General features: G+C 63.7%; 19 protein-coding genes. 15 read left to right on the top strand and 4 right to left on the bottom strand.

Annotation, left to right across the window (positions count from 1 at the left end; all coding sequences use genetic code 11):
- Positions 1-4 precede the first annotated feature (4 nt).
- The 4 genes from AACH32_RS15550 to AACH32_RS15565 all read right to left on the bottom strand — a co-directional run bounded on the left by AACH32_RS15550 (position 5) and on the right by AACH32_RS15565 (position 3,894).
- The gene (locus AACH32_RS15550) at positions 5-817 is read right to left on the bottom strand and encodes an ABC transporter permease (protein ID WP_338601432.1); all 813 of its coding nucleotides are present in this window, start codon (positions 815-817) and stop codon (positions 5-7) included.
- 19 nt (positions 818-836) lie between these two features.
- Complete coding sequence (locus AACH32_RS15555; RefSeq protein ID WP_434062359.1) at positions 837-1,706, bottom strand: ABC transporter ATP-binding protein; 870 nt, start codon at positions 1,704-1,706, stop codon at positions 837-839.
- Between the two features lie 33 nt (positions 1,707-1,739).
- Positions 1,740-2,648, bottom strand: a complete 909-nt coding sequence (locus AACH32_RS15560; protein WP_338601439.1) for an ABC transporter permease — start codon at positions 2,646-2,648, stop codon at positions 1,740-1,742.
- A 118-nt stretch (positions 2,649-2,766) separates the two neighbouring features.
- Positions 2,767-3,894, bottom strand: a complete 1,128-nt coding sequence (locus tag AACH32_RS15565; RefSeq protein WP_338601442.1) for an ABC transporter substrate-binding protein — start codon at positions 3,892-3,894, stop codon at positions 2,767-2,769.
- Positions 3,895-4,462: 568 nt separating this feature from the next.
- Between AACH32_RS15565 and AACH32_RS15570 the strand changes: the two genes are divergently transcribed.
- The 15 genes from AACH32_RS15570 (at position 4,463) to AACH32_RS15640 (ending at position 23,833) form a co-directional block, all read left to right on the top strand.
- On the top strand, positions 4,463-5,503 hold the full coding sequence (locus AACH32_RS15570; RefSeq protein ID WP_338601445.1) for a uroporphyrinogen decarboxylase family protein: 1,041 nt from the start codon (positions 4,463-4,465) through the stop codon (positions 5,501-5,503).
- Between the two features lie 16 nt (positions 5,504-5,519).
- Positions 5,520-6,377, top strand: coding sequence for a dihydropteroate synthase (locus tag AACH32_RS15575; RefSeq protein ID WP_338599847.1), 858 nt, complete (start codon positions 5,520-5,522; stop codon positions 6,375-6,377).
- A gap of 26 nt (positions 6,378-6,403) precedes the next feature.
- The gene (locus tag AACH32_RS15580) at positions 6,404-7,051 is read left to right on the top strand and encodes a cobalamin B12-binding domain-containing protein (RefSeq protein ID WP_338599849.1); all 648 of its coding nucleotides are present in this window, start codon (positions 6,404-6,406) and stop codon (positions 7,049-7,051) included.
- Between the two features lie 83 nt (positions 7,052-7,134).
- Complete coding sequence (locus AACH32_RS15585) at positions 7,135-8,979, top strand: ASKHA domain-containing protein (protein ID WP_338601448.1); 1,845 nt, start codon at positions 7,135-7,137, stop codon at positions 8,977-8,979.
- Positions 8,979-9,989 carry a GTP-binding protein gene (locus AACH32_RS15590; protein ID WP_338601451.1) on the top strand — a complete coding sequence of 337 codons (1,011 nt, stop codon included), beginning with the start codon at positions 8,979-8,981 and terminating at the stop codon, positions 9,987-9,989. The genes AACH32_RS15585 and AACH32_RS15590 overlap by 1 nt, the downstream gene beginning before the upstream one ends.
- A gap of 226 nt (positions 9,990-10,215) precedes the next feature.
- Positions 10,216-11,031, top strand: coding sequence for an IclR family transcriptional regulator (locus AACH32_RS15595; RefSeq protein WP_338601454.1), 816 nt, complete (start codon positions 10,216-10,218; stop codon positions 11,029-11,031).
- Positions 11,028-12,566, top strand: a complete 1,539-nt coding sequence (locus tag AACH32_RS15600) for a class I adenylate-forming enzyme family protein (RefSeq protein WP_338601456.1) — start codon at positions 11,028-11,030, stop codon at positions 12,564-12,566. Before AACH32_RS15595 ends, AACH32_RS15600 begins: the two co-directional genes overlap by 4 nt.
- A gap of 90 nt (positions 12,567-12,656) precedes the next feature.
- Positions 12,657-13,634: a TAXI family TRAP transporter solute-binding subunit gene (locus AACH32_RS15605; RefSeq protein WP_338601458.1), complete on the top strand. Its 978-nt coding sequence runs from the start codon at positions 12,657-12,659 to the stop codon at positions 13,632-13,634.
- A gap of 9 nt (positions 13,635-13,643) precedes the next feature.
- Positions 13,644-14,201, top strand: coding sequence for a DUF1850 domain-containing protein (locus tag AACH32_RS15610; protein WP_338601461.1), 558 nt, complete (start codon positions 13,644-13,646; stop codon positions 14,199-14,201).
- Positions 14,202-14,209: 8 nt separating this feature from the next.
- Positions 14,210-16,102, top strand: a complete 1,893-nt coding sequence (locus AACH32_RS15615; protein WP_338601464.1) for a TRAP transporter permease — start codon at positions 14,210-14,212, stop codon at positions 16,100-16,102.
- 10 nt (positions 16,103-16,112) lie between these two features.
- Entirely contained in the window at positions 16,113-17,696 is a 1,584-nt protein-coding gene (locus tag AACH32_RS15620) for an AMP-binding protein (RefSeq protein ID WP_338601466.1), read from the top strand.
- Positions 17,693-18,790, top strand: a complete 1,098-nt coding sequence (locus AACH32_RS15625) for a zinc-dependent alcohol dehydrogenase (protein WP_338601468.1) — start codon at positions 17,693-17,695, stop codon at positions 18,788-18,790. Before AACH32_RS15620 ends, AACH32_RS15625 begins: the two co-directional genes overlap by 4 nt.
- 816 nt (positions 18,791-19,606) lie before the next feature.
- Positions 19,607-20,578 carry an NAD-dependent epimerase/dehydratase family protein gene (locus AACH32_RS15630; RefSeq protein WP_338606670.1) on the top strand — a complete coding sequence of 324 codons (972 nt, stop codon included), beginning with the start codon at positions 19,607-19,609 and terminating at the stop codon, positions 20,576-20,578.
- 121 nt (positions 20,579-20,699) lie between these two features.
- Positions 20,700-21,962, top strand: coding sequence for a glycosyltransferase (locus tag AACH32_RS15635; protein WP_338601471.1), 1,263 nt, complete (start codon positions 20,700-20,702; stop codon positions 21,960-21,962).
- Positions 21,963-22,015: 53 nt separating this feature from the next.
- Positions 22,016-23,833 (top strand): tetratricopeptide repeat protein, encoded by a 1,818-nt coding sequence (locus AACH32_RS15640; RefSeq protein WP_338601473.1) that lies wholly within the window; start codon positions 22,016-22,018, stop codon positions 23,831-23,833.
- Positions 23,834-23,844: the final 11 nt, after the last annotated feature.

Here is a 23,844-nt window from a genome sequence, read left to right on the forward strand (position 1 = left end):
CCTTTTAGAAGACCTTCTTCCAGGGCATGAGCCAGTCGCCGATCACCTTGACCGCCATGCTGCTTACGTAGCCCGCCACGCCTATGCTGATCATGCCCACGATGATGCCCGGGGTGTGTCCGGCCAGATAGGCCTCCCAGGTGAGGCGGCCCAGGCCGGTGTTGCCCGCGATCATCTCGGCGGCGATCACCACGTTCCAGGTGATGCCGATGCCCACCATCATGCCGGTGACGATGCTGGGGATGGTGGCGGGCAACACGATGCGCCAGAAAACCTGGCGGGGCGAGGCGCCGAAGGAAACCGCCGCGTCAACCAACTGGCGGGGGATGGCGCTCACGCCGCCCAGCACGTTGACCACGATGGTGAAAAAGGCCCCGATGAAAGTGATGAAGGCGATGGAGCTTTCATTGGTGGGCCAAAACAGGATGGACACCGGCACCCAGGCCAAGGGCGGTATGGGCCGCATCAGCTCGAACAGGGGGTAGGTGAAATCCTTGAAGTTGCGGTTCCAGCCCATGCCCAGGCCTAGGGGAATGCCCAGAATCTGGGCGGCCACAAAGCCGTAGGTGACCCGGAGGGTGGAGTCCAGCCAACTCTGCCAGTACTTGCCCGTGCCCATGAACTCCCAGAAGGCGCCGGCCACGGTGACCGGCGTGGGGATGGCGTCCATGAAGGGCAACAAGCCCATGGAGCCCGCCTGCCACAGGACAAAAAAGCCGATGACGGCCAGGGCCCCCCGGGTGAAATGTTTGCTCACTACGAACTTGCGCACCTTAACGCCAAAGGTCGCGCCGCTCATGGTTGCTGCTCTCGCCATGTTTGGCTCCCTCCCCCGCTCAGGCCATTTCGCGTTCGCCGGCCTCGAAGGCCTTGACCGCTTCTTCGTGCACCGCCTCCACCAACTGGGCCTTGAGGGATAGGAATTCCTCGGAGGCCAGCATGGAGTACTGCCGGGGGCGGGGCAGGTTCACCTGCAGAGTTTTCTTGATGAATCCAGGCCGGGTGGTCATCACCAACACCTTGTCGGCCAGGAAAATGGCCTCTTCCAGATCGTGGGTGATGAAGAATATGGTCTTGCCGGTGGCGTCGTAGAGCTCCAGCAGATATTGGTGGCTGGCGCTCTTGGTCACCGTGTCCATGGCCCGGAAAGGCTCGTCCAAAAGCAAAACCTTGGGGTTGTTGATCAGCGCACGGATGATCTCCACCCGCCGCTGCATGCCCGAGGAAAGCTGCCCGGGGTAGGAGGTCTCGATGTCGTTGAGGCCCACCCGGGAGAGCATCTCCTGGGCCCTCTTGTTGGCCTCCTCCTCGCTCATGACCCCCTGCACCACCGGGCCGTAGGTCACGTTTTCCAGCACCGTCTTCCAGGGGAACAGGGCGCCGTGCTGGAACACCACCACCCGGTCGGGGCCGGGGCTGGGGTCCTTTTCCGGGGTGGCCAGGGGCTCGCCGTCCAAAAGTATCTCGCCGGAAGTCAGGCCGTCGAAGCCGGCGATGGTGTTGAGCAAGGTGGACTTGCCGCAGCCGCTGGGGCCCACGATGGCCACGAACTCGCCGGCGCCGATCTCCAGGGAGCAGTCCTTGAGGGCCTCCACATGGACCCCTTCGGGATCGTAGATCTTGCCTGCCTTGCGGATGGACATGGCCCCGTCGGCGGCCCGGCAAACCGGGGCCGGGGGCGCCGTTTGAGTCTCTCCCGTGTTCATGCTTGTTTGTTCCATGTTTCCGTCCCCCACCGTTTAGCCGTAGAGTTCCCGCTCGCGCCAGGCCATGAGCTTGCGTCCCACGCTGCGCACCGCCGCGCTGGAGATCCAGCCGATCACCCCCAGGGTGACCATGCCGATGACGATGACCGGGTATTGAATGAGCGAGTAGCTGTCCCAGATCAAAAAGCCCAGGCCGTACTGGGCGGCGATCATCTCGCCGGCCACCAGGGAGAACCAGGCGGCCCCCATGGATATCTGCAGCCCGGTGAAGATGAAGGGCATGGCGCCGGGCAGCACCACGTCGAACAGCAGGCGCTTTTTGTCCGCGCCCAGGCAACGGGCCGCCCGGAAGTAGCTTTCATCGATGGACTCCACCCCCAAAAGGGTGTTCAGCGCGGTTACGAAGAAGGCCACCAGGAAGGTGACGAAGATAACCGCCGGCTCGTCGCCCGGCAAAACCAGGATGGCTAGGGGCACCCAGGCCAGGGGCGGGATGGGCCGGATCAGCTCCACCAGGGGGAAAGAATAGTCGTAAAACTTGCGGCTCCAGCCCATCAACAGGCCCATGGGCACCCCCAGCACGGTGGCCAGCACGAAGGCGGTGGTGGCCCGGTAGGTGCTGTAGATGATGTGGGTGTAATAATCTTGGGTGTAGATGGATATGCCGAAGTCGGGATCGGGGCTGAGCCACTCCAACAGGCACTCCCAGGGGCCGGGCAGACGGTTGAACCAAGGCAGGCTGAAGGTCTTGACCGTCAGTTCCCAAGCCACCAGGAAGGCCACGAAACCGGCCAATTGCAACAGAAAGCCGCGGCTGGTCAGGGTCTTGACCACTTGGTGTCCCCAGGAGATCTCGTACAGGCGGGCTTTTTTCTTTTGCTGCCAGGCGCCCACCGCCAACACCGCCAACAGCAAAAGTCCCAAAACTATATATGGGTTCATGACCTTGTCATCCCATCCTTAGGTGCACTAGCCGGATGCCCGGTTGGGGCCCTTCCCCGCCCGGGTTCCGGGCAGGGAAGGGGTCGCATCGCTTGCGAGGCGAGTCGTATAGCCCCGCTTATTCGCCGGTGTAGGCGCTGGCCGGCAGGCCCTTGATGACCGCCACCGGAGCCTTCACGCCCATTTCCTTCATGGCCTCGGTGACCGGGCCTTCGTTGATGGCGCCCTGGGGGATGTCGCCGGACTTGAGCACCTTGATGCTGTGCAGGAACTCATAGCCCTTCTTCATCAGATCCAGGACCTGGGGCGAGAAGATCATCTCACCCACGTAGACCACGTCGTCGCCGCCCACGGCCTTGGGGTGCTTCTCGTAAAGGGCCTTCCACAGAATCTTGGGGGTATAACCCTGGGTCTCCTTCATGACCATCTTGGCCACGGCCATGGGGTCCTTTTCCATGATCTGCAAGGCCTCGATCTCGGCCTTGATCCAGCCCTTGGCCGCCTCGGGGTGCTTCTCGATGAAGTCCTGGCGCATCAGGGTGAAGTTGGCGTCCAGTTCGTTGTAGGGGGAGCCGGTGGCAGCGTACTTGGCGAAGCCCTGCTCCACCACCTTGCGGGCGTGGGGCTCCCACATGGCCGCCGCGTCCAGCTTGCCGGCCTCAAAGGAGCTGGCGATGACCTCGATGGTCATGTACTGCAGGCGCTTGGGCTTGATGTTGTTCTTCTTTAGCACCGACTCCAGGAAGCGGTTGGCGCAGGTGCCGCGGTGCACGGCCACCAGCTTGCCGTTCATCCACTTGATGGCCTCTTCGGGGCTCTTGAAGTCCGGGGCATCCTTGCGCACCACGATGAGGTTGCAGTTCTGGCCGTTGCTGATCATGGGCACCGACACCAGACGGATGTCGCCCTGCTTCTTCTTGGTGGTGGCCACCAGGGAGGGCATGTCGCCCATGGTGCCCACTTGCATCTTGTCGGCCAACAGGGCGTTAACCATGGGCGGCCCGGTCAGGTGGGCCTCGAAGTGCACCACGCTGCCCTTGGGCAGATACTTTTTCCACAGGCCCATTTGTTTGATGACCACCCCGCTCCAACCACCGGTCCAATAAGGATGGTAGCCGTAGGTGATCTCCACCGGCTCGGCCGCCTGGGCCGGGGTCAGGCCCGCGCCGACGAGCGCCGCCGAAAACAGCAGCAGACCTGCCACCACAGCGGTCAGCTTGGCTAGACGAGAAAATTTACGCATCATAACTGGAATATCCTCCTTGCCTCTCCATGTTGTGACCCACCGGGGAGCCACCTTTGGGAAGAGCCGACGCTCCGCCCACCTCTCGCTACGGCCTATATGTGCAGTTGGCATGCCAAGGAGGTCACTGGGTTTAAACCTGGGGCTGCAAATTTTTGCTCGTGGCTGTTTTATCCCAATAAATTATATGGTTACAAAATTAAAACCCGACCACACCGCTGCCAGGCCCCCCTGCGGCAGGACTGATCTCGGTGCTGATCGACACCGAAACAAGGTTTTTTGGTGCAGCAGCGCACCAACAATCAGCCTCGCGAACCCTGGCCATGGCCGCCAAAAGACGCCATTCCCCTATTGCGAGCAGTTTTTTATTGGGGCCTTTGAGGCGGTAATTATTAATTTAGTTACCTTAAAACAAGCATTTATCCTTTAAAACCCCGGCTGGAACGCCAGAAAACGTTCGAGGGCGGCAGCCTGTGGCACGCATATTGAAATATCTCCGTGCATCAGAAGCCGTAAACCTCGGTGGGCGGCCGTTATTTGGCCCGCCCCCTAGCCAGCAGGGAGGACATCCTTGACAGAAAAAGCTCACATTCCCCTTGGCGTTGGGTTCTACCCCGACTGGTGGAAAGCAAACTACGGCATCACCTTTGGCCGGGACTATTACTATGATCCCGACTATCGGGTCGAGGTGGGCCTCAAGCAGCAAAAAGCCCTGTACGAGCGCTTCGGCGATGTGGGCCTGGGCCAGGCCGACCCCCAGCCCAAGCCTCTGATCACCTTCGGCATGGTAATGCTGCCGGCCATCTTCGGCTGCGAGATCGTTTATGAGGAAGCGGCCCTGCCCTGGGCCATGCCCATGAACCTCTCGGCCGAAGAGTGCGACAAGCTCACCAAGCCCGACCTCACCAAGGTCGAGCCCATGGTTTCAGTGCTAAAGCAGATAGAGCACCTCAAGGGCAAGTACGGCAAGGTGGTGGGCGACATCAACGTCACCGGCGTGCAGAACCTGGCCCTCAAGATCCGGGGCGAGGAGCTGTACATGGACTACTACGAGGACCCGGAGTTCGCCCACCGGCTGCTCACCTTCTGCACCGAGTGCATCATCGACCTGTGGAAGTTCGTCTACCCCATCACCGGCACCGGCGCAGTGGACGTGACCCCCATGTGCGACCCCACCATCTTCTGCGTGCCCAACTGCACCGTGGAGCAGATCAGCGGCGACACCTACGAGGAGTTTGGCCTGCCCTACGACAACATGCTGGGCGAGGCCTGCCATCCCTTTGGCATCCACCACTGCGGCAGCCTGGACCCGGTGGTGGAGCATTACGCCAAGGTCAAGAACCTGGTGTTCGTGGAGGCCGGCTTTGGCACCGATTTCGCGGCGGCCCGTAAGATTTTGGGGCCCGAGGTGGCCTTCAACGCCCGCATCAGCCCGGTGCTCATGAAAAACGGCAGCGCCGAGGAAGTGGCGGCCACGGTCAAGGACGCCATCGACCAGGGCGCCCCCCTGAGCAACTATTCCATAGACACCGTGGGGCTCACCGACGGGGTGCCCGACGAGAACGTGCGCGCCGCCCGCCGCACGGCCATGGAATTCGGAAAGATATCCTAGGAAAGACGAGGCAAGCATGAAGACCGTAATCAGCAGCCCCAGCCGGGAAGTCATCATCGGCCACGACCAGCCGGTGGTGATGATCGGCGAGCGCATCAACCCCACGGGCCGCAAGAAGCTGGCCGCCGCCTTGGAAGCCGGCGACATGAGCCTGGTGCAGAGCGAGGCCCAAAAGCAGGTGGCCGCCGGAGCCCAGGTGTTGGACGTCAACGTGGGCGTGTCGGGCGCGGACGAAAAGGATCTCATGCTGCAAGCTTTGCAGGCCATCACCGAAGTGGTGGACGTGCCGCTTTGCATCGACTCGGCCAAGCCCGAGGTTTTGGCCGCTGGTCTGGAGGCCTACAAGGGCAAAGCCCTGGTCAACTCGGTGAACGGCGAGGAGGCCAAACTAAAGGAAGTGCTGCCCCTGGTGGCCGCGCACAAGGCGGCGGTGGTGGCCCTGACCATGGACGACCACGGCATCCCCACCGACGTGCCCACCCGCCTGGCCATCGCCGACAAGATCGTAAACGAGGCGGCCAAGCTGGGCATCCCCTTGGAGGACATCGTCATCGACCCCCTGGCCATGAGCGTGGCCGCCGACGACGCCGCCGGGTTGGCCGCTTTGAGCGCCCTGGCGGGCATCAAGGGGAAGCTGGGCGTCAACCAGACCATCGGAGCCAGCAACGTTTCCTATGGTCTGCCCGACCGCAAGGCCATCAACGCCACCTTCCTGGCCATGGCGGTCATGTCCGGGCTTACCTGCCCCATCACCGACCCCACCGTTTGGCCCGTCCGCCGGACCCTGTTGATCAGCGACCTTCTGACCGGCAAGGACGAGTACGCCATGAACTATATCACCGCCTACCGGGAACAATTCCCGGAAGAAGACTAGGGCGAGCAGAGCAAAGAGGAGGAATCGTGGCTGACTTGCAGGCAATCAAGGAAGCGGTAAGCAAGGGCAAGCGCAAGGACATCGCCGGGCTGGTGCAGACCGCCCTGGACGACGGTGCGGACCCCAACACCATCATCAACAACTACATGATCGAGGCCATGAAAGAGGTGGGCGCGCGCTTCGAGGCCAAGAAGATCTTCGTGCCCGAAATGATGATCGCCGCCCGCACCATGCAGACCGGGCTGGACGTGATCAAGCCCTTGCTGGAGGCCCAGGGCTCCCAGAAGGAGACCGTGGGCACCGTGGTCATCGGCACGGTGTTCGGCGACCTGCACGACATCGGCAAGAACCTGGTGGTGCTGATGCTGGAAAGCTCGGGCTTCGAGGTGTTCAACATCGGCGAGAACGTGCCGCCCGAGAAGTTCGTGGAAAAGGCCAAGGAGCATGGCGCCGACATCGTGGGCCTCTCCAGCCTGCTGACCACCGGCGACCCCCACTTGAAGGCCACCATCGAGGCGGTCAAGGCCAGCGATTTGGCCGACAAGGTCAAGGTGGTCTGCGGCGGCGCGGCGGTGACCCGCAAGTTCGCGGTGGACCAGTGCGGCGCCGACGGCCACGCCACCGACGCGGTGGACGCGGTCAAGACCATCAAACAGCTCATGGGCCTCAACTAGACCCTCCCCTCCCTCCCAACCAGGCGCGCGGGGCCTTCCCCCCCTCCATGGCCCCGCGCGCCGCCCCCTTTATGGGAGCGAACATGCCCCGCGCCGACCAAGAGCGAGTAACTTTCCAGCCCATGGGCCGCCGGGCCGACCCCCAGCCGGGCCAAAGTCTTTTGCATTTGGCCCAGAGCGCCGGAGTGGGCATCGAGGCGCCCTGCGGCGGCAAGGGCCTGTGCGGCAAGTGCCGGGTGCGCCCGGAGGGTGCGGCCACGCCCCTCACCCCGGCGGAAAAGGCCCTGCTGGGCTCTGACGCGCAAGAGGGACTGCGCCTGGCCTGCCAGGCCGCCCTGCCCCAGGGAGGCACGGTGTGGGTGCCGCCCGAGAGCCGGGCCCAGCGCCAGGTGATTCTCACCAGCGGACCAAGCGGCGAGTTGGAGCTGGACCCGGCGGTAAGGGCCTTTGAGCTGAGCGTGCCCCCGGCCCAACCGCCGGAGCCCGAGGCGGCGCGGGAACGCCTGCAGGCCGCCCTTTCCCAAGCCGCCGGTAACCACCTGCAAGCCCCGCCGGAGCTCCCGTTGGGCCTTTTGCGGGCTTTGCCCGGCCTGCTCAAGCAAGGTGGCGAGCTCCAGGCTACCCTGCGCCACGACCGGGAGATAGTGGACCTGACCCCGGTCGGCGAGGGCTCGCCCCTGGGCCTGGCCGTAGACCTGGGCACTACCACGGTGGTCGCCTACCTGTGCGACCTGAATAGCGGCCAACTGTTGGCGGTCAGTTCGGAGATGAACCCCCAGGTCCCCTACGGCGACGACGTCATCTCGCGCATGTCCCTGTGCGCCGGCGATCCCCAAGGCCTGGGCAGGCTCAGCGCGGCGGCGGTGGAATGCGTCAACGCCCTGGCCATGGACGCCTGCGCCCAGGCGGGGCGCGACCCCGGCCGCATCCTGGAATGCGTCATGGTGGGCAACTCCGCCATGCATCACATCTTCCTGGCCCTGGAGCCGGCCTCGCTGGCCATGGCCCCTTACGCCCCGGTAGTGCGCGGCCCGGTGGAGGTAAAGGCCCGCCAGGCGGGGCTGGCTCTGAGCCGGGAGGCTTGGCTGCACTGGCTGCCGCTCAAGGCCGGATTCGTGGGGGCGGACATCGTGGCCGTGGCCCTGGCCGTTGGCGCCGACCAAATCGAGGAGCCCACCCTGATCCTGGACCTGGGCACCAACGGCGAGATGGTCCTGGCCGCGGGCGGACGCATGCTGGCCTGCTCCACCGCCGCCGGACCCGCCTTGGAAGGCGGGCACATCGGACAGGGCATGCGCGGCGCGCCGGGCGCGGTGGAGCGCGCCGCCCTGGAGCGCGGGGCCTCCTCGGCCGAGCTCAGGGTGATCGGCGGCGCCAAGCCGGTGGGCTTTTGCGGCTCGGGCCTGGTCTCGCTGATCAGCTGCCTTCTGGAAGCCGGGGTCCTGCTGCCCGGCGGCGGCTTCGACCAAGAGCAAGGCCACGGCTTGGTGCGCGAGGGCGAGCACGGCCTGGAGTTCGTGGCCGCGCCCGCCGGGGCCACCGGCCACGGCCGCGACCTGGTGCTGACCAGCGGCGACGTGGCCGAGGTGCAGCTGGCCAAGGCGGCCATCCGGGCCGGGGCCGAGGTGCTCATGGCCGAGATGGGGGTGGAGCGCTTGGAGCGGGTGCTTTTGGCCGGGGCCTTCGGCAATTATCTGGACCCGGCAGAAGCGGCGCGCATCGGCCTGTTCCCGCCGGTGCCCGTGGAGTATGTTCAGGGCGTGGGCAACTCCGCCGGAGTCGGCGCGGTGATGGCCTTGGTGAGCCGCGAACAGCGCCGCCGGGCCGATGGGCTGGCCCACGCCATGGGCTACGTGGAGCTTTCGGGCCATCCCTTGTTCCAGGACCTGTTCGTGGACAGCATGACCTTTCCCGGCGAGGGTGATTGATGCGCCTTATCACGGTGGGCGGATTTTTGGGGGCAGGCAAGACCTCCCTGTTGCAGGGCCTGGGCCGCTGGTGGGGGGAGCAGGGCCTGCGCTTGCTGGTATTGGAAAACGAGGCTGGGCAGGTGGCCCTGGACGACCGCCTGCTGCGCGAGCTTCCCCTGGAGGTGCGCCTGCTGCCCGGCGGTTGCGCTTGCTGCGATTTGCAAGGGGCTCTGGTGGACCTGCTCAAGCAGGTCCAGAGCGAAGGCCGCTGGGATTTGGTGCTTCTGGAGCCCAGCGGGGTGGCCTCCCTGGCCTCGCTACGCCAGTTGCTGGAGCGCTTTGTACCGGAGTTGGGCCAGGGCCTCACGCTGACAGTGGTGGATGCCTCCCGCTACGCCACCATGACCAGGGCCTTGCCCAAGCTGCTGGCCGATCATCTGGCCGCTTCCAGCCAAGTGGTGCTTTCCAAGGCCGATCTCATGCCCGAGGACGAGGTGAGCCGGATCAGCGGTGAACTGCGCCTGGCCGCGCCCCAGGCCCAGGTCTGGCCCGCGGACCTGCGCGGCGAAGGAGCTTATGTCCTGGCCCACGAGCTGGCTCCCCGCCTGACGGCCGGGGATTTCCATCCCGAGATGACCCAAATTACGGCGGGCGACGGCCCGCACCAGGCCCGCTCCTTTGTCTTGGATTTGCCCCCAACGGGTCTCGCCGCCCGGGCGGCCAGTGGCCTGGTGGGTGAAATGGTCGGTGCCCTGAACGGCCCGCAAGCCAACTGGCTGGGCCACGTCAAGCTGTGGGGACAGGATCAGAAGGGCGCCCAGTTGCTGGTAAGCGGCACCACCGCCCGTGACGTGGGCGTGCGGGGAGAATCCCCCGGTCCCGTGCAGGGACGCGCCTGGCTGGTGGTGATCAGCCACGCCGACCTGCCCGACGACCTTTACGACCTGCTGCGCGTTTGCTTGGCTTCGGCCGCGCCGGGCGCGGAGCTGCGGCCGATCGCCTCGGCCCCCGCCCCGCTCTCCCTGTAGGCGCAAAACCCTCCTCGGCGGGAGTTTTCTCGCCAACCCGCGCCCAGGCGGCCTTGCCGCCCTCCCCTCCTCGCTTCATCCCCAAGTTTCCAACCCGGCGGCGCCAAGGCTCGGTTGGTCGGGAACAGCCGTGCACAATAACGCATCGCGGTAGGGAAAGGGGTTGACAATGAACTTATTAATTAAATACGATAATTTTCGTTAACAATTAACGAAAAGCGTTAATTTGACCAGACAGCAGCGTTATTTCGTGCAAGCTCTGGCCAGGGGATTGAAAGTCCTTCAAGTTTTTTCAGCCGAGCATCCCCGCCTGACCTTGTCGCAAATCTCCGAGCGCACCGGCTACAACGTAGTGGCCGTGCAGCGCTACACCGACACCCTCATGGAGCTGGGCTTCCTTAAGCGCAACCGGCACCGGGAGTTTTTCCTGGGGCCCCAGGTGCTCTCCCTGGGCTTCGCCTTTTTGAACCGCACCCAGCTCAAGAAGATCGCCGAGGAGTACATCTCGGAGTTTTCCGAGCGGGTGCAGCGCACCTTGAACATGGCCATCCTGGACGGCCCCGAGGTCATCTTCATCTACCGCAAAGAGGTGCACCGCTTCCTCAGCTATGACCTGCACGCGGGCTCCAAGCTGCCGGCTCATTGCACCGGCTCGGGCAAGTGCCTGCTGGCTGGCCTGGACGACCACAGCTTGAAGGAACTGCTGCGCACCGCCGATCTCTACCGGGTCACGCCCTACACCATCGTGGACCCCGAGGCCCTGTGGGACGACCTCATGCTCACCCGCGAGCGGGGCTACAGCATCGCCAACCGGGAGTGGATCTCCGACCTCTATTCCCTGGGGGTGCCGGTCATCAACCAGGAGGCCAAGATGGAGGCCGCGGTAAACCTTTCCCTTTCCCTGGAAGATGCCAAGGGAGCCCACCTCAAGAGCATGCTGGAGCAGTTCATAGAGCTGGGCCGCAGCCTTTCGGCGGCCATGGGCTATCAAGGACCCTATCCGGTGATCCCCATCGCCGATCCTTCGGGAGATGCCAGTTGAACGTAGGCGCATTACTGGTAAACACGGCGGGCAAGTTCCCCGACGCCACCGCCATCGTGGCGGGCGGCACCCGCCTGAGCTTCCGTGAGCTGGACGAGCGCACCCGCCGCCTGGCCTCGGCCCTCTTGGCGGCCGGGCTGCGCCCCGGAGACGCGGTGGGCATGCTTTTCTACAACACCGTGCCCATGGTGGAGGCCTATTTCGCCACGGTGCGGGCGGGCCTGGTGGCGGTGCCCATCAACTTCCGCCTGGCCGGACGCGAGATGGCCTTCATGCTGGACGACTCGGGAGCCAAGGCCTTTTTCTACGACCCCGAGTTCGACCCGGTTATCGCCGGCATCAGGGACGGGCTGGACCAGCTCCGCTTCCTGGTGTCGCCGGGCCCCGGCCCCTCGGGCCTGGCCCGGGACTACGAGCAATTCCTGGCCGGGGGCCGGGCGGGGGCGGCGGACCCCGAGGGCATCGCCGAGGACCATCCCTGCCAGATCATGTACACCTCCGGCACCACCGGCCGCCCCAAGGGGGCGGTGATCACCCATCGCAACGTGATCTGGAACCTGTTCAACACCATCCAGGGCCGCGAGGACCGCAATGGGCAAGTTTCCATCATCGTGGGCCCGCTGTACCACACCGCCGCGCTGAACAACCACCTGACCATCCAGGTGGCCCTGGGCGGCACCGCCGTGTTGGTCAAGAACTTCGACGCCGAGGGGCTCTTGGCCACCATCGAGCGGGAGCGGGCCACGGTCATCTCCGGCTCGCCGGCCATGTACAACCTCTTGATGCAGCACCCCGCCGCCGGCCGCTACGACACCAGCAGCATAACCAAGTGCACCGCCGGGGCCGACAAGCTGGCCATGGAGACCAAGCGCCGCCTGATGGAGTTCTTCCCCAACATAGACGGGGTGTACGACGTCTACGGCTGCACCGAGGCCTCGCCCTGCATCGCCATCCTGGCCGCCCGGGATTCCCTGCGCAAAGACGCCTCCATCGGCCCGCCCCTGCCCTTTTTGCAGGCGCGGATCATGGACGAGATGGGCCGCTTCCTGGGCCCGGACCAGGTGGGCGAGCTGGTCTGCCGGGGCCCCAACGTGATGCGGGGATATCACAACAACCCCCAGGGCACCGCCGAGGCCATTATCGACGGCTGGCTGCATACCGGCGACCTGGCCCGCATGGACGACGAAGGCTACCTGTACATCGTGGACCGCAAGAAGGACATGATCGTCAGCGGCGGCGAGAACATCTACCCCCGGGAGTTGGAAGAGGTGCTCTACACCCACCCGGAGATCGCCGACGCCGCCGTGGTGGGTCTGCCCGACGAGGTATGGGGCGAAAGCGTCTGCGCCTTCGTGGCCCTGAAGCCGGGCAGCGGCTTGGGAAGCGAGGAAGTGGTGGAATTGTGCAAGGCCAACCTGGCAAGCTACAAAAAGCCCAAGCGGGTGGAGTTTCTGGATGAAATCCCCCGCAATCCTTCGGGCAAAGTTCTCAAGGTTGAGCTGCGCCGTCAGTGGCTGGATAAATCGACAAACTAAGCCGCGGGCCCGCATGGGGTTTTAGCGGGCCGGGCTAAGCCATAGAGGAGTGATGAACGACGGGAACCTTTTAAAGGGAGGGAAATTCCCATGCAAGCTAAAAGAACCATGAAGACAGTCTTGGCCTTAGGTTTGGCCCTGGCCCTGGCCCTCAGCCTGGCAGGAGGCGCCTTGGCCGCCGACGAGCGCCTGTCCATCGGCACCGCCAGCACCGGCGGCAGCTGGTATCCCCTGGGCGGCGGGGTGGCCAACATGATCAACAAGTACATCAAGGGCTACTACGCCTCGGCCCACCCCTCGGGCGCCAGCATCGAAAACATCCGCGCGGTCATGAAGGGTCAGGACGCCCTGGCCCTGTCCATGCCCGACGCCGCCCTGTACGCCTACGAGGGCAAGGGCGCCTTCGAGGGCAAGCCCCAGAAAAAACTGCGGGGCCTGTTCTCCACCTATCCCGTGGACATCCAGTTCTACGTGCTGGCCGATTCGCCCATCAAGACCATCGCCGACATGAAGGGCAAGAACCTCAAGGTGGCGGTGGGCGCGCCGGGCAGCGGCACCGAGAAGATGGCCCAGTACGTGCTCAAGGTCTACGGCATCACCTATGACGACATCGACGAGCAGTTCTTGAGCGCCACCGAGACCACGGCGGCCATGAAGGACGGCAACATCGACGTGGGCATCGTGACCCTGGGCACCCCGGCCCCCACCCTGATGGACCTGGCCACCCAGCGCGACATCCGCTTCCTGGACATCGACCCCGCGGTGGCCCAGAAGATCAACAAGGCCTTCCCGGCCTATTTCCCGCGCACCATCCCGGCGGGAACCTACAAGAACATGACCAAGCCCCACCACACCCTGGCCTGGATGGGCCTGTTCGTGGTCAGCGCCGACATGCCCGACAAGCTGGCCTACGACATCTGCAAGGCCGTGTTCGACCACAAGGCGGAGCTGGACAAGATTCACAAGAAGTTCACCCTGATCAACGTGGGCACCGCCACCAGCGGCATGTCGGTGCCTCTGCACCCCGGAGCCATCAAGTTCTTCAAGGAGGCCGGAGTGCTGAAGTAGGCGCCGGCCTTGCGCCTCGGCACGATAAAAGCCAAGGGAGCGCGGCCGCCCCAGCCGGCGGCCCGCTCCCGGCTCCCACGTTTCGTGGGCTTGGCCGCGGCCCTGTTGCTGGCCCTGGCCTGGGCCGCGTCGTCTCCGGCGGCCGAGCCCCGGCTGGTGCTCAACCTGGTGGAAACCGACACGGGCCGGGTGGCTCTCAGCTTGCCCATAGAGCCGGGCGAGGAATTCACGGTGTGGTTCCTGCATTCCTATGACCGCGCCTTTTTCGCCGAGCACTACCGCGCCCTGGGCCCGGGCCGCATCCTGCTGACCCACATGACCTTCAAGTCCAACCTCAACGGGGAGGGCTTCGAGTACCACGACTTTCATCTGCGCCCGGACGGGGTGGGCGAGTTGCGCAATATCAACGAACCTCGCCAGGAGGTCCATTTCATGATGGGCTCCCCGGACATGGCCGATCACACCCTTATCCTGCGGGGCAAGCGCATCCGCCTGGTGAATTACGTCGCTCCCCGCACCCTGGTTAGTTTTTTTGTTTGCCAAGCGCCGCTAAAAAATAAGGATTAGGTACCGTCATGCCCAGCCAAAGTTCCAAAAGCATCACCGCCTGGGTCATCACCGTGGTGGCCCTGGGGATGAGTGCTTTCCAGTTGTACACGGCCCAGTTCGGCTTGTATTCGGCCATGGTTCAAAGGCCGATCCACCTGTTGTTCGCCGCGGCCCTGGTATTGCTCATCTTCCCGGTGGCCCGCAGCATGTCCGGCGCCTCCTATCCCCTGTACCTGCGCCTGTGGGATTGGGTGCTGATCAGCGCCTCGGCCGCCTCGCTGTTGCACATCGTGGCCACCTACAAGGACTTGGTGTCCCGGGGAGGCGCGGCCACCGAAACCGACCTGTGGCTGGGGGGGCTCGTCATCCTCCTGGTGCTGGAGACCACCCGCCGGGTGATGGGGCCCTCGCTGCCCATAATCACCATCGTGGCCATCGCCTACACCCTGCTGGGCCACCATATCCCCGGCCTGTGGGGGCACCGCTATATCGACCTGGAGCAGCTCATCAGCTACCAGTACCTGACCACCGAGGGACTGTTCACCATCCCTCTGGGGGTCTCGGCCAGCTTCATATTCATCTTCATTTTGTTCGGGGCCTTTTTGGTGGCCTCGGGCACCGGCGAGTTTTTCATAAAATTCGCCAACGCCCTGGCCGGGCACCTGCGCGGCGGCCCGGCCAAGGTGGCGGTGCTCAGCAGCGCCACCTTCGGCTCCATCTCCGGCTCGGCGGTGGCCAACGTGGTCAGCACCGGCTCCTTCACCATTCCCCTGATGAAGAAGATCGGCTACCGCCCGGTGTTCGCCGGGGCCATCGAATCGGTGGCCTCCACCGGCGGCCAGTTCATGCCCCCGGTCATGGGCGCGGCAGCCTTCATCATCGCCGACATGCTGGGCGTCACCTACCTGGAGGTGTGCAAGGCCGCCCTGATCCCGGCGGTGCTCTACTTCTTCGCCCTCATCTATATGGTGCACCTGGAGGCCCGGCGGCGGGACCTTCGAGGCCTGAACCGCTCCGAGCTGCCCAACCTGTTCAAGACCATAAAAGAAGGCGGCCACCTGCTCCTGCCCGCCGCGCTCCTGGTGTTCCTCCTGGTGCAGGGCTACTCGCCCATGAAGGCCGGACTGTGGGCCATGGTGGCGGTGGTGGTGATCAGCTGGTTCAAGAAAGAGACCCGCATGGGTCCGCGAGCCATCCTGGAAGCCCTGGAAAAGGGCGCCAAGGGCAGCCTGGAAGTGGCCCTGGCCTGCGCCTGCGCGGGCATCGTCATCGGCTGCGTCACCCAGAGCGGCCTGGGGCTCAAGTTCTCCAGCCTGGTGATCCAGGCCTCGGGTGGCAGCCTCATCCTGTCGCTGGTGTTCGTGATGATCGCCTCGCTGGTGCTGGGCATGGGGCTCACCACCTCGGCGGCCTACATCCTCACCATCATCCTGGCCGGGCCGGTGCTGGTGGACCTAGGGGTGGCCCCCTTGGCGGCGCACATGTTCGTGTTCTACTACGCCTGCCTGTCCTGCATCACCCCGCCGGTGGCCCTGGCCGCCTTCGCCGCCGCGGGCCTGGCCGGTTCCAAGCCCTTCCCCACCGGCTTTGAATCCATGCGCCTGGCTATCATCGCCTACCTCGTGCCCTTCATTTTCGTTTACCACCCGGTGCTGATCTGGCAGGGCTCCTGGTATGCCATCATCCTGTCGTTCGTCAGCGCCACCCTGGGCTGCATGGCCATCGGCTCCTCGCTGATGGGCTTCATGAACCACCGTCTCAACCTACTCTGGCGCCTGCTGCTCATGGCCGCGGCCTTGGGCCTGATAATGCCCGGCCTGCAAAGCGACCTGGCGGGCGGGGCCCTGCTGGGCCTGGTCTACGCCTATACCAACTATCGCTCCCGCAAAATGGAGCCGGAACCGGCCGTGGATGCCTAGGGGGTAAGGCATGCGAAATCTTCGTGAGCTGATGGAAACACGGGCCGCCGAGCTGGGCTCCAAGGAGTACCTGGTATTCGGCGACAAAACATATTCCTTCGCCCAAATGGACCGGCGGGTGAACCAGGCGGCCCAGGGACTGCGGGCCCTGGGCCTGGGGCCGGGCGACAAGGCGGCCATGCTGGTGGGCAACTCGCCGGAGTTCATCTGGCTGTGGTGGGCCATCCTCAAGCTGGGGGCGGTGCTGGTGCCGGTGAACCTGCGCCTGACCGCCTCGGAGGCGGCCTACATCCTCAACCACTCGGAAACCAAGGTGGTGCTGCTGGGGGACCAGTCCCTGCCCCTATTGGAGGAGCTGCGGGCCCAGTGCCCCGGCGTGGCCCACTGGCTGGGCGTGGGCCTGGGTCCGGGCGGCGGCCTGGCGGCCAGCGAGGATTTCTACTCCCTGCCCGCGGAGCCCCCGCCCCCGCTGGAGCTGGGCCTGGAAGACCCGGCGGGCATCCTCTACACCTCGGGTACCACCGGATTCCCCAAGGGGGTGGTGCACAGCCACGGCAACTACCTGGCCACCGCCGCCTCCTTTGCCCGCACCTGCGGCCTGGGGCCCGGCGACCGCCTGCTCACCGCCAACCCCTTGTTCCACGTCAATGCCCAGTTCTATTCCTGCCTGGGCACCTGGTACCGGGGGGCCACCTTCATCCTGGCCGAGAAATTTAGCGCCTCGCGCATGTGGGGCTGGGCCCGTGAACACCGGGCCAACAAGATGGTGATGCTCCTGGCCCTGACCACCATTCTCTACAACCGCCCGCCCCAGGACGACGACGCCGACAACCCGGTGGAGCTGGTGGTGGCCGGCGGCGCGCCCAAGGGCCATTACGCCGATTTCGAGCGCCGCTTCGGAGTCAAGCTGCAAACCCTCTACAGCCTCAGCGAGGCGCCCCTGGCCCTGATGGGGGTGTTGGATCAGCCGGTCAGGGACGGCTCGGTGGGGGTGCCCATGGTTCCCGACTGGCCGGGCCTCACCAACGAGGTGGCCGTGGTGGACGAACAGGACCGGCCCCTGCCCCCCGGCCAGACCGGGCAGATCGTGCTGCGCAGCCAAGCCCTGATGCGCGAATATTTCAAAGACCCCCAGGCCACGGCCGAGGCCCTCAAGGGCGGCTGGCTGCACACCGGCGACCGGGGCCGCATGGACGAAGACGGTTGGGTCTACTTCCTGGGCCGGGGCAAGGACGTGATCCGCAAAAAGGGCGAGAACGTCGGCGCGGTGGAGGTGGAGAACGCCCTGGCCGCCTCGGAACTGGTGGTGGAGGCGGCCGTGCTGGGGGTCATGCCCCCGGACGCGGCGGGCGAGGAGGAGATCATGGCCTTCGTGGTGCGCTCCCCCGGCGCCGATCCCGGCTGGCAGGCCTTGATCGCCCATTGCCAAGAGGTGTTGGCCGACTTCAAGGTGCCCCGTTTCTGGCTGGCCGTGGAGGAGCTGCCCAAGAACGCCATGAACCGGGTGGTGAAAAACCGGCTGCGGCAGCGGGAAGACCTGGAAAACACTTCCGGCACCTATGACCGCCAAAAGGACAAGGAGGCCCCGGCATGAAAACCCGCGCGATGGTGGCGACCGAACCCGGCAAGCTGGAGATGCGCGAGTACCCCCTGCCCGAGATCGGCGAGGAAGACGGCATCCTCAAGCTGGAGATGGTGGGGGTGTGCGGCTCCGACCCCGGCATCTTCAAGGGCAAGTCCGCCCGGGGGAAGCGGCCCTATCCCATCATCCTGGGCCACGAGATGGTGGGCCGCGTCTACAAGATGGGGCCAGCGGCCCAGAAGCGCCACGGAGTCAAGGAGGGCGACCGGGTCATCGTGGAGTACGCCTTTGGCTGCGGCAAGTGCCGCCCCTGCCTGGAGGGCCGCTACACCCTGTGCCAGAACTTCTACACCTACGGCTCCATGATCTCCTGCGCCGAGCCGCCCCATCTCTATGGGGCCTACGCCGACTACCTGTACCTCCATCCCAGAGCCATGGTGCACAAGATCGACGAGGAGATGTCGGCCGAGGCGGCGGTGCTCACCTGCGCGGTTTTGGGCAACGGGGTGCGCTGGCTGCACCAGATCGGGGGCTGCGGCCTGGGCCGGTCGGTGGCTATCGTGGGGCCGGGCCAACAGGGCCTGGCCGGGGTGGCCGTGGCCAAGGAGTCGGGCGCGGGGCCCATCATGGTGGTGGGGCTGGAGCGCGACGCCCCCCGCCTGGAAATGGCCAAGCGTTTCGGAGCCGACGTGGTGATCAACGCCGAACGAGAGGACCCGGTGGAGGCGGTGCGCCGGGCCACCGGCGGGAGCATGGCCCAGCTGGTCATGGACGTCACCGGCCATCCCCAGGGGGCGCGTCTGGCCCTGGAATTGGCCGGGCTGGGGTCCACCCTGGTCCTGCCCGGCATCTACGGCGCCACCGTGGAGGTGCCCCTGGCCCTGGACAAGGTGGTGTTCAACGAAATCACCCTGAAGGGCGTGTTTTCACACGACTACCCGGCGGTGGAGCCGGCCATCAAGATCGCCGCCTCGGGCAAGTATCCCCTGGAGGAGTTGGTGACCCACCGCCTGCCCCTGGAAGAGGCGCTGCAGGCCCTGAAGCTGGTGGCCGGCGAGGTGCCGGGGGAAAGCGCCATGAAGGTGCTCCTGGACCCGGCTCTCTAAAAAGCCTCTTATCCATTGCGCCCGCCCGGCTATCGGCGCCGGGCGGGCTTTTTCATCCGGAAAAAACCTAGCCCCCTTCTGCGGCCCAGGGCCCCGCAAGCCTCCTGGTTCGTTTCCGTATCTGTCTTGAACAAGGGGCACTCGGCCGAGTCCACGCCCGGACAAGGCCGTCGTGAGGGCCATGGGGTAATCGCGCCGGGCCAACGGCAATGGGCACGGAGCGCCCTTTGTCGCCAACGAACCACCATGCGTTCCGCTCCCTATGAGGTTTAGCCCCAGGCGAAGCCGGATTTGCCCGGGGAAACGCTGGCCTCCTCCAGCCGCCGCATCAACTCAATTCCCCTGGACGGATCTAACTCAAGGACCCTTTTGCAAGTGACGGACATCTATAACGGCAGACGGCTATGCATGTCCAAAAAGAGCGATTCGGACTGAATAAAACTCCTACTTTTAACAAGACTAAAAAGGAAGACTTTTGCAGAAAAATGCATAATATTTGTTATTTATCTATGTTGGCGGTTTAGAATAGGTTAGAATTTTATTTTAAATAATCGCGCTTTTTCTTGCGACACGTTGCAACAACGTAACCGGATGCATATTGTCTTTGACGTACGCGAGGTTAGCACCACATAAAACTAGCAGACGTGCATACATGACTTGTGGGAAAGCGCACAAAGCACGGTTTATCGCTTTCTCCTCCAGAATTCTGTCGGAGCCGCATAGACGCATTGGAAGCGTTTTAAACAGCTTCATGGCCTGAAAAACTGATGAATCGTGGATGTTGAACGAGGGAGAGCAGACGACCATATGCATGTCATGGTAACCGGTGGGGCAGGCTTCATTGGATCGCACATCGTTGAATTTCATTTAAAAAAAGGCGACAAGGTTCACGTGGTGGACAACTTGTCCACTGGCGTCTTGGACAACATAAAGCCGTATCTGGACAGCCCTGATTTTCATTTTACCAACGACGACATACTCACCATGGACCACCTCGCCAGGATCACCACCTGGGCCGACCGCATTTATCATTTCGCGGCCATTGTGGGCATGTTCCGGGTGGTCAAGGATCCCATAGGGGTGTTGGCCACCAACATTGCGGGCACCGAGCGTCTCCTGCGGGCGATCGACGACGAAAACTGGACCCCGCAGGTGGTCATGGCTTCCACCAGCGAGGTTTACGGCCATTCGCCGGAGCCCGAGTTGGCCGAGGACCAGGTGTTGCACACCCCTCCTTCCGGCAAGAGCCTGCGTTGGAATTACGCCATAAGCAAGTTGGCCGACGAGGTGTTGGGTCTTTCCTATTTCCAACGTAAAGGCATTAAAATAGTAGTCAGCCGTCTGTTCAACACCGTCGGGCCCAGGCAGACCGGCAAGTACGGCATGGTGGTTCCCCGCTTCGTGTCCCAAGCGGTGAACGGCGAAGACCTGGTGATTTATGGCGACGGCGAGCAGACACGTTGCTTTATCGACGTAAGGGACACGGTCAGGTTTTTGGATTTGCTCGGCGGCAACCCGCAGGCCCACGGCGAAGTTGTCAACGTGGGCTACAACCGCGAGGTGACCATAAATCAATTAGCCGAGATGACCTTGGAGTTGGCCGGTAGCAAATCCAAAATACGCCACATCACCTACGATGAGGCCTACGGTCCCGGCTTCGTGGACATTGCCAGGCGCCGCCCCGATGTCACCAAGCTCGCACGCCTCAGTGGCTTTACTCCCCAGTGGAGCCTGGAAGATACCCTTGGCGACCTTATTGAGCGTTACCGCAAAATAAACAGGAGATAGAGCCGTGGCTGTCATTCCATACCTTGTTGTTGGACCCAACGCCATAATGAGCCTCATTGGGTTGGTTCACGGCCCTGACAAAATCAAACCTACGCCTGCCGAAGACTGGCGAGAGGCCAAGGTGGAGGTAGTCATCCCCGCCCTGGACGAGGAACGCAACATCATCCTCAGCCTGGACTCGATTAAAAAGCAAACTCTGCAGCCCGAGCGGGTGGTGCTGGTCGACGACGGCAGCAACGATCGCACCGCCGCGGTGGCCGATGAGTACGCCAAGGCCATCGGCCTCAACTTGGTGGTATACAAACGCCAGGCCCCCATCGGCAAGACCGTGACCCTCAAGCGCCAGTCCAGGGAGTCCGACGCGGACGTGGAGTTCATCCTGGACGGCGACACCGCCCTGGAGTCGCCCAACTACATAGAACGGCTGGTATTTGAACTCTACCAGGGCGTGGGCATCGCCAGCGCCTGCGGGACCATCCTGCCCATCAAAACCCGCGCGCGCAAGGCCCTCTTTCAGGAGCCCAAGCCGCGCGAGTTCCTGAAGGAACATCCTCAAATAGTGACCGAACTGGACTCAACCTGGTACCAAAGGCTCTCGCGCAAGGTGATTTCCACCTACCGCGATTGCCTCTACCGGTATTTGCAGCGCTTCATCTACCACGGGGAGATGGTGTTTTTCGGTTCCATCGTCAACCCCGTGGGCTGTGCCGTGGCCTATCGGCGCAAGTACGTCAAGGAATTGTTCGACGAATACGAGCCGGTGTTGGGCGAGAACCTGACCACCTCCGAGGACATCTTCATCGGCTTCGCCATGGCCGATTACGGCTACCGCAACATCCAGCTGGCCGACGTGTACGCCAGGACCCTGGAGCCGCGCTTCATCCACTGGTTCCACCAGCAACACAACTGGTCCTCGTCGTTCCTGCAGAGCTGTTACTACTTCCCGGGCCTCTTGTGGAGCCCGTTCAAAGCCCTGAAGCGGTGGCGCTGGCGGCGGCGGAGCAAGAAATCCGGCGTGGAGGAATTGCGCCGCATCAAGGAGCAATACCGTCAGGCTTTCGGCAGGCAGTTCACCAAGCAGTACGGGCGGCCCATAGGCTGGTTCATCTTCCTGTCGGCCTTTGAGAAGCTGAGCTTCCCCCTGCTGTTGATCCTCATGCTGGCCATGGGCTGGTGGGAGGCCTTGCTGGTCACTCTCGCCGCCGAGACGGGGTTGTTTTTGTTCACCCTGTTCGTAACCTCCAAAAGTGACCGATTCAGCTCTCTGCTCAAGGGGATACTGATCACCCCCTTCCGCTACACCTCCATAATCATCGACATCGTCACCACCTTCAGGTTCTTTTGGGACGTCCTGGTCACCAAGAACCGAGACTGGCGCAAGTAGGTGTCACCGTGCAATCGGTCAGGCCAATGAAATTTAGATGGGAAGTGGCAATAATGAAAACATCCCTGCTGCTGCTGTGCGTGGGCAGCCTGCTATTCCTCAACAGCTTGGCGTTGGCGGCCGATCCCCAGCTCCCTCCCGAGGGCTTCGCGGCCGAGGTTCGAGGGTCGTGGGGGGAGGCGGCCACCGCGTATGAAAAAGCCCTGGCCCAGCATCCGGAGCGAGTGGACCTGTGGCTGCGCACCGCCGATATTCGCGCCCGCCAGCAAAAGCCCGGCTTGGTGGTCAAGGCCCTGGAGGGCGCGGTGGCGGCCAAGAAGGACGACCCCGCGCTTTATGCCAGGCTTTCCCAGGCCTATGCGATGGACAACCAGCCCCAGAAGGCCCTGGATGCCATCAACAAGGCCCTGGAGCTCAAGCCCAACGACTTCGACTACCTCGTGGCCAAGGCCACTTTGGCCAACTGGGCCCACAAGCCCAAAGAGTCCACCGAGGCCCTACGCAAGGCCCTGGAGCTGAAGCCGGACGACCAGGGCATTCGCTTGCAATTGGCTCGGCAAGAGAGCTGGCAAGGGGATTTGGACAACGCGGTCGAGCTATACCAGGAGTATCTGAAGAAAGACCCCCAGAACGCCCAGGTATGGATCGACTACTCCAAGGCCGAATCCTGGCGGGGCAATTACTCCGCCGCCCTCGATGCCTTGGATGAGTACAAGAAACGGTTCGGCGAGACCAACGAGTACAAGGCCCACCTGGCCAGCATCTACACCTGGGACAGCCTGGCCAACACCGGCCTGGACATCATCAACGGGCTGTTGAAAACCGACCCCAACAACTACGAATACAACTTTACCCGCACCTTGGCCCTTTCCCGGGCCCGGCGTCCCGACGATGTGCCGCCCAGCCTGGAAAAAGTCAAGCAGTTGCAGCCCGACAACCCCAGGAACAAGGATCTGGAGCGGGTCGTCCTCATCTCCCAGCGCTCCTACGTTAGCGGCGACTTCAACTACTACAGCGACAGCGACGACATCGACCGCCTGCGCTTGTACCTCAACGGCGCCTGGTACATTACCCCCTCCACCAACCTGGCCGCGGGCGGCCGCTGGGGCACCATCAACGGCGGGGAAGGCTCCGGCCTGGGTTCCGTGGACGGCAGCGACTCGGTGGATTACACCATCGGCTGGATCGGCGCCTGGCACCGCTTCACTCCTTGGCTGGCCGCGCAGGGCCGCATCGGGCCCGGCAACGTGCAGGGCGGAGACTCCTACACCTATTGGGAGGGCATGATCGATCTGAACCCCAGCGACCGGATGAATCTGCGCTTCGTGGCCAACAACGATATCTTCGACGTGTCGCCGCGCGCGGTTTCCCTGACCATCGAACAAACCATGTACGCGGTCTATTGGGATTGGATGTTCTCCGAGAACGGCTACTTCGCGGGCAACCTGGCCTGGTCCGATTTTTCCGACGGCAACGAACGTTGGCAGGTCAGCCTGGGCCCGCGCTGGGCCGTGGTCCGCAACCAGTACCTCAACCTGGACGTGGGCCCCGCCTTCTACGCCTACGGCTTCAGCGAGGATCTGGACGACGGCTATTACGACCCCAGCAGCTATAACTTCATATCAGCCACCGCCTTCATGTACATCAAGCTGTCCGACGACGACGGCATCAGCCTGCAAGGGGACATCGGAGGCCAGCACGACGAGGACATGAACGGCTACGATCTCGGCTGGGATCTGGTGGCCAGGGGCATCTTCGGCATCTACAGGGATCTCATGCTGGAGCCCTATGCCGCCGCCACCAACCGCCAGTCCGGTTCCGGCGCCTACGAGAGCTATCAGTTCGGCCTGCGAGCCGTCTGGCGTTTTTAAATCAAGACCGA

It is taken from the genome of Desulfoferula mesophila (genome assembly GCF_037076455.1).
Taxonomy (GTDB): Bacteria; Desulfobacterota; Desulfarculia; order Desulfarculales; family Desulfarculaceae; genus Desulfoferula; species Desulfoferula mesophila.